Origin of the sequence: Sulfitobacter sp. HI0027 (assembly GCF_001634775.1) — a bacterium.
Classification (GTDB): domain Bacteria; phylum Pseudomonadota; class Alphaproteobacteria; order Rhodobacterales; family Rhodobacteraceae; genus Sulfitobacter.
Genome location: NZ_LWER01000450.1, coordinates 1 through 9,993 on the forward strand (window position 1 = coordinate 1; position 9,993 = coordinate 9,993).

A 9,993-nucleotide genomic window follows, 5' to 3' on the forward strand; every position below is an offset into this window, starting at 1 on the left:
TCTTTACCGCAAGTTCCAGCGCGGCACGGTCAGCCGAGACATAGATGCCCCGGCCCGGCAGTTTACCCAAGATATCCGGGTAAACCTGATTGTCCGGGCCGATCACAAAACGGATCAACCCGTGTTTTGGCTGCACGTCGCCCGTGGCGATGCACTTGCGTTCCGCACCGTCTGAACGGTCATTCGAGGCGCCACCGCGTCCCATGTGCAACCCCCGAGGCCCGCTTAGGCCTCGGCCTCCTCGGCGGTCTCGCCGTCTGTTTCTACGTCGTCTTCATCCGCGTCGCCTTCAAGCTCGGTCGGGTCGACCCAGCCTAGCATGACGCGGGCGGTCATGATCATAGCCTGCGCATCTTCAAGACTGACCTCAAAGGGCTCAAGCGCGCCATCGTCCTTAACACGCTCGCCGTTGACCGTGGTCCAGCCGCCAGCCAGTTCCCAATCGGCACAGGTGGCGAAATCTTCCAAGGTCTTCACGTCGTCCTTGGCGAGCGCTTCTATCATTTGGGGGGTCAGACCCTCGAATTCAACCAGGCTGTCTTCGACACCGAGCGCACGGGCGTTATCAAGCGCGGCTTTGTTCTGTGCTTCGAGCACGTCGCGGGCACGGGCCTGCAACTCGCCAGCGGTGTCTTCGTCCACACCGTCGATGACCAGCAGTTCGTCGACTTCGACGTAGGCCACTTCTTCGAGGTTGGTGAAACCTTCAGAAACCAGCAATTGGGCAAAGAATTCGTCGAGATCGAGGTTGTCCATGAACAGCTTGGTGCGCAGTTCAAACTCGGCCTGACGGCGCTGGCTTTCCTGCTCTTCGGTCATGATGTCGATGTCGAGACCGGTCAACTGACTGGCCAGACGCACGTTCTGACCACGACGGCCAATCGCGAGCGACAGCTGCTCTTCGGGCACGACGACTTCGATCTTGCCGGCTTCTTCGTCCAGAACCACTTTCGACACTTCCGCAGGCTGCAGCGCGTTCACAAGGAAGGTCGGCTGGTCTTCGTTCCACGGAATGATGTCGATCTTCTCGCCCTGAAGCTCGTTCACGACGGCCTGCACGCGGCTGCCGCGCATACCAACACAAGCACCAACAGGGTCGATAGAGCCATCATGCGAAATCACAGCGATCTTGGCGCGCGAACCGGGGTCACGGGCGACGGCCTTGATCTCGATGATGCCGTCATAGATTTCCGGCACTTCCATTTTGAACAGTTCGGCCATGAACTCAGGCGCGGTACGGCTCAGGAAAATCTGTGGGCCACGCTGCTCGCGACGCACGTCTTTGATGTAGACGCGGATACGGTCGTTCGGGCGATAGCTTTCGCGGCCGATCTTCTCGTTGCGGCGCAGGATCGCTTCGCCAGCGCCCACATCGACGATGACGTTGCCGTATTCTTCGCGCTTGACCAGACCGTTGATGATGGTACCGGCGCGGTCTTTGAATTCTTCGAACTGGCGGTCACGCTCAGCTTCGCGGACCTTCTGCAAAATCACCTGCTTGGCCGACTGCGCCGCGATGCGGCCCATCTCAACCGGGGGCACTTCTTCGACGTAGGTGTCACCGACCTTGGGGTCGGCCATGTATTGCTTGGCCTGATCGACGGTGAACTCAGCCTGATAGTTCTCAAGCTCTTCGTCCTCGACCACGGTGCGAACGCGGGTGAAGGTCGCTTTGCCGGTCTTGCGGTCGATGTCGACCCGGATGTCCATCTCGGCGCCGTAGCGGGACTTGGCGGCACGGGCGAGGGATTCTTCCATCGCTTCGACGACCAGACCGGGGTCGATCATCTTTTCGCGCGCCACCGCCTCGGCGGTTTGCAACAGCTCAAGCTGGTTTGCAGATGTAATGGCCATTAGGTGTCTCCCTCAGCAGACTCTTCAGTCTCGATATCATCAAATTCGTTTTCGTCGATCGCACCAGACGCCTTGCGCTGGCGGAGCATTTCTTTGATCAGGTCGTCGGTCAGGACCAGCTTCGCGTCGCTGAGCCAGTCGAACTGGAGGCCGATGGTACCTTCTTCGACGTTGATCAGCACTTCGCCACCCTCGACACCTGCCAACTCGCCCTTAAAGCGGCGGCGGCCATCGATCAGCTCGGTGGTTTCGATCTTGGCCTCATAGCCTTCGAACGCATCAAAGTCCTTCAGCCGCGTCAGCGGACGATCGATGCCGGGGCTGGAAACTTCAAGCGCGTATTCGTCGAGGATCGGGTCTTCGACATCCAGGACCGCGCCGATGGCCTGCGAGATCTTGGCGCATTCATCCACTTCGATCCCGCCATCTGGCCGGTCGGCCATGACTTGCAGGATAGTAGACTTGCCCGACATCAGGCGGACGCGCACCAGTTCAAAGCCCATGTCCTCGATCACCGGGGTGATGATCTCGGCCAGACGGCGGTCAATGGCAGCTTTGGCAATCAGGTCATTCGACATGAGACATCCAATTTAATCTGGCAGTTTCGTTCAGGCATAAAAAAACGGGCGCGCGGCCCGTGTTCAAGATCGGTGGAGCCTTCGGTTTGGACCCGAAAGCGCCGCTGTTGAAAGGGGATATAGGCCGAATGCGGCGAAACCGCAACCCCCGTCAGCCGAACCACCACCGCTCTGGCGCGCGCAGGTTGTCCATCGGCGCTTGGCGTCCGGGGTTCGGCGGTTGGCGCAGATCGTCCGACAGGACGCTGACCCCGCCGGCGCTATCGGCCTGAAGTGTCACATCACCCCGCTCGCGATAGCGGGGCCGTGCGGGTAAATCCGCTGCATCCACAAGCCCTTCGCTCAATGCCTGCGCGCGCACGTCCCGCGCGGGGATCGAGACAAGCTCGACCGTATCGAACCAACCGGCGGTGCCGTCCTTGTAATGGCTCTCCACCCGCTCGGCCAAAACCTGACGCCCGGCGGAAAAGCGCCGCAGACTGTAAAGCCCGGTGCCGATCCCGGCCTCGGGGGCATGGGCGGGGCGGATCACATAGCGCGATTGCGCCAGCAGCAGCGGCAGGTCAGGATTCGCCGCGGCCAATGTGACCTGCACCTTCAGGTCATCTTGCACCGCGACCTCAGCCTCGGTCAGGACGGATTGCAGACTGGCCACAACGTCGCGGGCGGTCAGCGGGCTGCCGTCGTGAAAGCGCACATCGGGGCGCAGATCGAATTGCCACTGCCGCGCGCCGTCGCTGGCTTGCCAGCCAGTCGCCAGCTCACCCTTGAGGATGCCATTGCCGGTAACTTCGGTCAGCGTGTCAAAGATCAGCCCTTGCCGCGCGACCTGCATGAACAGGCCGTCGCCTTTGGCCCAAGTATCTTCTCGCGTGGCACCCGAAAGCGCCAGCCGCAGACGGCCACCGCGCCGGGGTGGCTCTCCGGCGCTGGCACCTGTCGCGGCCAGCAGAGCCGCCGCCGCACCTGTGGTGAAAAGCGCCCGGCGATCCAGTAGAGAGTTGCGCCCGCTCATCGCTGACCAATCCTATCCATGGTCCGTACCAGTTCTGCACTGATCCCCGGCTCTGACAGTGCGTGACCCGCGTTGCGGATCATCCGCAGATCGGCATTGGGCCAGCGCTCGGCCAGCGCGTAGGCGCCCGAAGGGGGGCAGATCATGTCATAGCGCCCCTGCACGATCACCCCCGGGATATGCGCGATCCGACCCATATGTTCGAGGATCTGACCGTCGAACTCCAGAAAGCCGTTATTGGTGAAATAATGGTTCTCCAACCGCGAGAACGCCCGCGCATAGGCCGATGGCCCGCCATGAGAGACGCCATCGGAATGCACCGAGGCCAGCGCGTTCTCCCAAGCCGCCCATGCGCGGCCATAGTCCTGCTCGACCCTCAGATCACCGGAAAATAGCCGCCGGTGATACGCCGCGATCAGATCGTCACGCTCACCTTCGGGGATCAGGTTCACGAACCGCGCCCAAAGCTCGGGCCAGAACCGCCCGGCCCCGCCGCCGTAGAACCAATCAAGCTCGGCCTGCGTCATCAGGAACACGCCGCGCAGGATCAGATGACGCACGGCCTCCGGATGCGCTTGGGCATAGATCAGCGCCAGTGTCGCGCCCCAAGAGCCGCCAAAAACCATCCATTTGTCGATGCCGAGTGTGCTGCGAATCAGCTCGATATCCGCCACCAAATGCCATGTCGTGTTGTCCGTGACCGACGCATGCGGGGTGGAGCGCCCGCAACCACGCTGATCGAACAGCACCACGCGGTAAATCTTTGGATCAAAATAACGCCGCATCGCCGGGCTACAACCGCCGCCGGGGCCGCCATGGAGCACGACAACGGGGATACCATCGGGGTTGCCGCATTGTTCGACATAGACCTGATGCCCCTGCCCCACAGACAACATCTGCTGGTCGAAAGGCTCAACCGGCGGATAAAGATGCGCTGCGTCGCGTTTTTGGTCGGGATACTTGTCCATTGCCGCCCTATATAGTCATTGAACCCAAAAGAGCACAGGGAGATCAGAATGCAAGCGGATCAATCAACCATCGACCCCGCCGAGATCGCCAAATTCGAAGCGATGGCCGCCGAATGGTGGGATCTGAACGGCAAGTTCAAGCCGCTGCACATGCTGAACCCCTGCCGGTTGGATTACATCACCAGCCAGATCGCCGGGGAGTTTGACCGTGATTTAACCGCCGACGCGCCGTTTAAGGGTCTGCGCATTCTCGACATCGGGTGCGGCGGTGGGCTGCTGTCGGAACCGATGGCGCGGCTGGGGGCCGAGGTGGTCGGCGCGGATGCGGCGGCGGGCAACATCCCCGTCGCGCAAATTCACGCGCAGCAGTCGGGGCTGGAGATTGATTACCGCCACACCACCGCCGAAGCGATGGCCGAGGCGGGTGAGAAATTCGATGTGGTGCTGAATATGGAGGTTGTCGAACACGTCGCCTCCCCCATCGACTACCTGATCGCGTGCCGCCGCCTGCTGAAACCCGGCGGGCTGCACATCTGTTCGACCCTGAACCGCAATCCAAAGTCCTTTATGATGGCGATTGTGGGCGCAGAGCATGTGATGCGCTGGCTGCCCAAGGGCACGCATGACTGGAACAAGTTCATCACGCCGGATGAACTTTTTGACCTGCTGAACCGCGCCGGATTGGAGCCTGTGGACCGCAAGGGTTTCGTCTTCAACCCCGTCGCATGGTCTTGGCGTCTGTCGGATCGGGATCTGAGCGTGAACTACGTCACCGCAAGCCTCAACCCTGGCTCAACTGACGCCTGAGCGCGCGCAGGATCGGCAGCGTGGCGCGGACCTGTTCTTCGCCCAGATCATCCACCACGTTCGAGATCATCGGCGTGATCGCGTTCACCGCCGCATCCCGCGCCTGCCGCCCGGCGGGGCTGATCGCGACCATCTTGCGCCGCGCATCGTCCCAATCGGGGCGGATATGGACATAACCGGCCCATTCCAGCTTGCTCAGCGTGTTGGTCATCGCCCCGCGCGTGACGTTGAAGGTCTCTGCCAGTTGCGCGGGCGAGCGTTCGCCGCCATGCCATGAAAGCGAATTCAGCACCGAGAAATGCGAAATCTCCATCCCGCGCGGAAGAACCCGCGTGAGGCGACTGCGCACCTGTTGATCGGCGGCCAGCAATTCACCGAACAGCATGATCGCAAGTGTGTTTTTATCGTCGGTCATTTTCGGTCCGGTCAGGGCGCGGCAAAGGGACGGCGGTTGGCAAGGCTGGGCACTTTGGCGCGGGCCTTGTCACATTCTTCCATGTCCATGTCACAAAAGTAAACGCCGGGGGCCGTCCCGGCATCCAACACCACCTCCCCCCAAGGGGCCACGACCAGCGAATGCCCATAGGTATCGCGGGTTTTGTGTTCGGCACTGGCGTGCGTGCCGGTCTGCGCCGGGGCCAGCACATAGCAGCCATTCTCAATCGCCCGGGCGCGCAACAGACTGTGCCAATGCGCGGCCCCGGTGACCGGAGAGAAGGCCGCAGGCATCGTGAGGATACGCGCGCCCGCCTCTGCAAGTGATTGATAAAGCGCAGGAAAGCGCATGTCATAGCAAACCGACATGCCGATCTTACCAAAGGGAGTCTCGGCCACCACCGCCTTGTCACCGGGGCGATAGCCTGCGGATTCGCGGTAGGTCTCGGTCGCGCTGATATCCACGTCGAACATATGGATCTTGTCGTAGCGGGCCACGATCTCTCCCTGTGGGGAGATCAGGAAAGATCGGTTGGCAAAACGCCCATCGCCGCCCCGCGTCTTGAGCGCGAGTGAGCCGATCAGCAGCCAAATGCCCGCCTTCGCCGCCTCTTCGCGCAGAGCGGCGAGGGTGGCGTCATCTTCCTCATAGGCCAGCACCGACTGTTGGTGGCTACGGCTGGTGCTGACGCAATTCGTCACCTCGGGCGTCAAAACAAACGCTGCCCCGCCCGCCACCGCCTCGCGCAGCAGGGCGCGGGTTTCGATCAGATTGGCGGCCGGATCGTCCGAGACGTTGAGTTGCAGCAGCGCGATTTTCATCTGTCTTGCAGCAGCGCGTCGAGTTTGCCCGCACGGTCCAGCGCATAAAGTTCATCACAGCCGCCCACATGCACGTCCCCGATAAAGATCTGCGGCACGGTGCGGGCCCCGCCTGCACGCTGGATCATCTCTTGCTTGCGCTCGGGCTCTGACAGCACATCGACCTCATCAAAGGCCGCGCCCTTCTGGGTCAGCAGGCGTTTGGCGGAATGACAAAAACCGCAGAGCGGCGACGTATAGATTTCGACAGGTTGCATAGGATCACCTTTTGAACAGTTAACGTTGCACAGTGATCTAGGTCTCTTTGGCCACGCGCGCCAGTGCCAGCACGAAAACGGGGCCGGAACCGGCGGCAAGACATGCCTCTGTGCAGGCGGTCAGTGTAGCGCCAGAGGTGAACACATCGTCCACCAAAATCACCGGTCGCATGATGATACGGTGTCGCCGCCGCGGATGAACTGCGATCGCTTCCTGCAGGACGCTGTACCGTTCCGCCCGGCCCAACCCATCAAGTGAAGGCGTGCGCCGGACCCGCTGCAACAGGTCCGGGCACCAACTATGCCCGGTTTCGGCCGAGAGTGCTTTGGCCAGCAAGGCGGATTGGTTGTAGCGCCGTTTCAGCAAACGCAGCCAATGCAGCGGTACCGGCACAATCAGCGCCTCTTGCGGCAGGATGCCTTGGGCCGTTTGCGCCATCCAGCGCGCCGCGGGCCGGGCGATCTCTTGCCGGTCGCCGTGCTTGAGCGCTAGCACCAATTTGCGCCCCATATCGCGATAGAGCAGCGCCGTGCGGCCCTGCGCCCAAGGGCGCGGCGTGGCGAGACAAGCATCACAATACGGTGAAGCCACATCACCGCCCCCCGGAAGCGGCACCCCGCAAGCATCGCAGACCGTGCCACCGATAAAGGATGTGTCACGCCAACAGATGCCGCAAAGCCCGAAATCCGCATCGACCAAACCGCCGCAGCCCAAACAACGCGGCGGATAGATTAGTGATACTGCTGTTTGAAGTCCCCGTGGCGGCATTCTATGTGTTCCCCATGACAGCACAGCCCACCCTGACCGACCCCAAGGCCCTCGCCCGTCGCCGCGCACGCGCGACGGAGCGGGGCATGTTCTTGCAACAGGCAGCCGCCGATGAGGTTCAGGATCGGGTCGGATTGGTTAAGAAAGCGTTTACCGCTCCAGCCATCGTGACCGCTTTCCCGCAGGTCTGGGCAGCCGCCTTCCCTGAGGCCCAGATTATCCCCGAGGCCGAAGTGCTGGCGCTGGAACCGCAGGCCCATGATCTGGTGATCCACGCCATGGGGCTGCATTGGGCGAATGACCCGATCGGCCAGCTGATCCAATGCCGCCGTGCGCTGCGGCCCGATGGGCTGTTGCACGCCGTGGCGCTTGGCGGGCAAACCCTGCATGAACTGCGCGCCTGCCTTGGCCAAGCTGAAGCCGAAGTGACCGGCGGCCTGTCGCCGCGCATCGCCCCGATGGGGGAACTGCGCGACCTTGGCGCGCTGTTGCAACGCGCCGGACTGGCGCTGCCGGTGGCCGATAGCCAACCGCTGACCGTGGAATACGAAAACGCTTGGGCCCTGATGCGCGACCTGCGCGAGATGGGTGAGACCAACGCCCTACAAGGCCGCCTGCGCCGCCCCACGGGCCGTGCAGTGCTGACCCGCGCGGCAGAGCTTTACGCCACCCATTTCACCGCCGCATCGGGCCGGGTTACCGCGACCTTCGATATGATCTTCCTCGCCGGTTGGGCGCCGGATGAAAGCCAGCAGAAACCCCTGCGCCCCGGTTCGGCGCAGCAACGGCTTGCAGATGCGCTGAATAGTCGCGAGGAGCCCCTCCCCGATTGACCCAATCTGCAAAGCGGCTATCTCTGCGCGGATCATATGCGAGGAAACCCCATGCAGGCAGCCCAGCCCCAATCCGCCCAACCAGACTCCGGCCAACCAGACTCCGGCCAACCGGAACACGGCCCCAACGACCACCCCAAAGTCCCGCGTCCCAAGGTTGGCGTCCTGCTCGCCAACCTCGGCACGCCGGACGGCTATGACTATTGGTCGATGCGCCGCTACCTAAGCGAGTTCCTCTCGGACCGCCGGGTGATCGACTACAGCCCGTGGAAATGGCAGCCGCTGTTGCAGACGGTGATCCTTTCCAAACGCCCCTTCGCTAGCGGCGCGGCCTATAAATCCATCTGGAACGAGGCCGAGAACGAGAGCCCGCTGGCGACGATCACCAAGTCGCAGACTGCCAAGATCAAGGCGGCGCTGCAGGCGCGTTACGGTGACGATGTGATGGTCGATTACGCCATGCGCTACGGCAACCCATCGACCCAGTCCAAGGTCGAAGCGATGACCGCTGCAGGGTGCCAGAAGATCCTGTTTTTCCCGCTTTATCCGCAATACGCCGGGGCCACGACCGCAACGGCGAATGACGCTTTCTTTGCCGCGCTGGCCAAAGAGAAATGGCAGCCTGCGTCGCGCACCGTTGCCCCCTATTTCGACCGCCCCGACTATATCGAAGCGCTGGCCCAATCGGTTGAGCGTGCCTATGCCGCGAAGGACAAAAAGCCCGACCTGCTGGTCTGTTCCTACCACGGTCTGCCACAGCGCTATCTGATGGAGGGCGACCCCTATCATTGCCAATGCCAGAAAACGACGCGCCTGCTGAAAGAGCGTCTGGGCTGGCACGACAGCGAGATCATGACGACCTTTCAGTCGCAGTTCGGCCCCGAGGAATGGCTGCAACCCTACACGGTCGAAGAGGTCGCCCGTCAGGCCAAAGCGGGCAAGAAAAGCATCGCCGTCTGCGCGCCCGCCTTCTCGGCCGACTGCATCGAAACGCTTGAAGAGATCAACGAAGAGATCAAGGAAAGCTTTGAAGAGGCGGGCGGCGAGGATTTCACCTATATCCCCTGCCTTAACGATGATGACGCGCATATCGAGGCACTGACCACGATCATCAGCGAAAATCTGGCTGGCTGGGTCTAAGCCCGCCTCGGGGTCGCTGCGGCGGCCCCTTTTTCAAAGCCATACGCAAAATACAAAAAAGGCGGCGCACTGCACCGCCTTTTCCGTTTGATCGTCAGTTCCGATTAGTCGGAAGCAACAGCTGCGGCAACGAGTGCCAACAGGATCAGGGGAACCAGGATGCCCGCGGACGAACCTGTTGTTTCTTCCACGATGACCGGTGCTTCGACGATCGGCTCGGCCAGCGAACCAGCAAAAGCCGTCGATGCAGCAGCGGACAGAGCAGCGGCGAGAACGAGTTTCTTCATAACATAACCTCCAGAATAGGCGTGCTGTATCATATACATACACGCACCCAAGACTTACCTCGTAATCTCGTTCTAAACAGTATCGGCAAAAGTTTGCAAACCCGGAATCAGCTATTGCATCAAGGAATCAGGGGGATGTCGTCAAATAAGCAACACCTGNNTGGGCAAAACGATCGAATAGATCTGGATTGGGAAAACCAGTTAGGGCCTACGAGCTCAGAGCTCGCT

General features: G+C 61.5%; 13 protein-coding genes. 3 read left to right on the plus strand and 10 right to left on the minus strand.

What is annotated here, in order from left to right:
- The 5 genes from A3722_RS21685 to pip form a co-directional block, all read right to left on the minus strand.
- A partial coding sequence (locus tag A3722_RS21685) for a DUF448 domain-containing protein (RefSeq protein ID WP_150120576.1) occupies window positions 1-205 on the minus strand: 205 nt, incomplete at its 3' end.
- A 20-nt stretch (window positions 206-225) separates the two neighbouring features.
- A complete protein-coding gene (gene nusA, locus A3722_RS21690) occupies window positions 226-1,854 on the minus strand; it encodes a transcription termination factor NusA (RefSeq protein ID WP_067627878.1) in 1,629 nt (542 codons plus the stop codon).
- A complete protein-coding gene (gene rimP, locus A3722_RS21695; RefSeq protein ID WP_067627882.1) occupies window positions 1,854-2,432 on the minus strand; it encodes a ribosome maturation factor RimP in 579 nt (192 codons plus the stop codon). The genes nusA and rimP overlap by 1 nt, the downstream gene beginning before the upstream one ends.
- Before the next feature lie 151 nt (window positions 2,433-2,583).
- A complete protein-coding gene (locus tag A3722_RS21700) occupies window positions 2,584-3,447 on the minus strand; it encodes an ABC transporter substrate-binding protein (RefSeq protein ID WP_067627885.1) in 864 nt (287 codons plus the stop codon).
- Window positions 3,444-4,415 (minus strand): prolyl aminopeptidase, encoded by a 972-nt coding sequence (pip, locus tag A3722_RS21705; RefSeq protein WP_067627888.1) that lies wholly within the window; start codon window positions 4,413-4,415, stop codon window positions 3,444-3,446. The genes A3722_RS21700 and pip overlap by 4 nt, the downstream gene beginning before the upstream one ends.
- Window positions 4,416-4,463: 48 nt before the next feature.
- Here pip and ubiG point away from each other — a divergent pair, with 48 nt between their 5' ends.
- A complete protein-coding gene (gene ubiG / locus A3722_RS21710; RefSeq protein WP_067627891.1) occupies window positions 4,464-5,222 on the plus strand; it encodes a bifunctional 2-polyprenyl-6-hydroxyphenol methylase/3-demethylubiquinol 3-O-methyltransferase UbiG in 759 nt (252 codons plus the stop codon).
- On the opposite strand, the gene A3722_RS21715 is transcribed toward ubiG, so the two are convergent.
- From A3722_RS21715 to A3722_RS21730, 4 genes are read right to left on the minus strand one after another with little or no spacing between them, the layout of a single operon-like run.
- A complete protein-coding gene (locus tag A3722_RS21715) occupies window positions 5,197-5,637 on the minus strand; it encodes a MarR family winged helix-turn-helix transcriptional regulator (protein WP_067627893.1) in 441 nt (146 codons plus the stop codon). The genes ubiG and A3722_RS21715 overlap by 26 nt on opposite strands.
- A gap of 11 nt (window positions 5,638-5,648) precedes the next feature.
- Window positions 5,649-6,479: a carbon-nitrogen hydrolase family protein gene (locus A3722_RS21720; protein ID WP_067627895.1), complete on the minus strand. Its 831-nt coding sequence runs from the start codon at window positions 6,477-6,479 to the stop codon at window positions 5,649-5,651.
- Window positions 6,476-6,736: a glutaredoxin 3 gene (gene grxC / locus A3722_RS21725; protein ID WP_067627897.1), complete on the minus strand. Its 261-nt coding sequence runs from the start codon at window positions 6,734-6,736 to the stop codon at window positions 6,476-6,478. The genes A3722_RS21720 and grxC overlap by 4 nt, the downstream gene beginning before the upstream one ends.
- A 37-nt stretch (window positions 6,737-6,773) precedes the next feature.
- A complete protein-coding gene (locus A3722_RS21730) occupies window positions 6,774-7,505 on the minus strand; it encodes a ComF family protein (protein ID WP_067627900.1) in 732 nt (243 codons plus the stop codon).
- Window positions 7,506-7,519: 14 nt separating this feature from the next.
- Here A3722_RS21730 and A3722_RS21735 point away from each other — a divergent pair, with 14 nt between their 5' ends.
- Window positions 7,520-8,338 (plus strand): SAM-dependent methyltransferase, encoded by an 819-nt coding sequence (locus tag A3722_RS21735; protein WP_067627921.1) that lies wholly within the window; start codon window positions 7,520-7,522, stop codon window positions 8,336-8,338.
- Window positions 8,339-8,389: 51 nt separating this feature from the next.
- Window positions 8,390-9,478: a ferrochelatase gene (gene hemH, locus A3722_RS21740; RefSeq protein ID WP_067627903.1), complete on the plus strand. Its 1,089-nt coding sequence runs from the start codon at window positions 8,390-8,392 to the stop codon at window positions 9,476-9,478.
- A 104-nt stretch (window positions 9,479-9,582) separates the two neighbouring features.
- Here the strand turns inward: hemH and A3722_RS21745 are convergent, their stop codons facing one another.
- Window positions 9,583-9,765, minus strand: a complete 183-nt coding sequence (locus A3722_RS21745) for a hypothetical protein (RefSeq protein ID WP_040700758.1) — start codon at window positions 9,763-9,765, stop codon at window positions 9,583-9,585.
- Window positions 9,766-9,993 lie beyond the last annotated feature (228 nt).

Bases quoted from the DNA above. Each gene is read 5' to 3' on its own strand.
- nusA (WP_067627878.1), bottom strand. From the start codon at position 1,854: ATGGCCATTACATCTGCAAACCAGCTTGAGCTGTTGCAAACCGCCGAG.
- rimP (WP_067627882.1), bottom strand. From the start codon at position 2,432: ATGTCGAATGACCTGATTGCCAAAGCTGCCATTGACCGCCGTCTGGCC.
- A3722_RS21700 (WP_067627885.1), bottom strand. From the start codon at position 3,447: ATGAGCGGGCGCAACTCTCTACTGGATCGCCGGGCGCTTTTCACCACA.
- pip (WP_067627888.1), bottom strand. From the start codon at position 4,415: ATGGACAAGTATCCCGACCAAAAACGCGACGCAGCGCATCTTTATCCG.
- ubiG (WP_067627891.1), top strand. From the start codon at position 4,464: ATGCAAGCGGATCAATCAACCATCGACCCCGCCGAGATCGCCAAATTC.
- A3722_RS21715 (WP_067627893.1), bottom strand. From the start codon at position 5,637: ATGACCGACGATAAAAACACACTTGCGATCATGCTGTTCGGTGAATTG.
- A3722_RS21720 (WP_067627895.1), bottom strand. From the start codon at position 6,479: ATGAAAATCGCGCTGCTGCAACTCAACGTCTCGGACGATCCGGCCGCC.
- grxC (WP_067627897.1), bottom strand. From the start codon at position 6,736: ATGCAACCTGTCGAAATCTATACGTCGCCGCTCTGCGGTTTTTGTCAT.
- A3722_RS21730 (WP_067627900.1), bottom strand. From the start codon at position 7,505: ATGCCGCCACGGGGACTTCAAACAGCAGTATCACTAATCTATCCGCCG.
- A3722_RS21735 (WP_067627921.1), top strand. From the start codon at position 7,520: ATGACAGCACAGCCCACCCTGACCGACCCCAAGGCCCTCGCCCGTCGC.
- hemH (WP_067627903.1), top strand. From the start codon at position 8,390: ATGCAGGCAGCCCAGCCCCAATCCGCCCAACCAGACTCCGGCCAACCA.
- A3722_RS21745 (WP_040700758.1), bottom strand. From the start codon at position 9,765: ATGAAGAAACTCGTTCTCGCCGCTGCTCTGTCCGCTGCTGCATCGACG.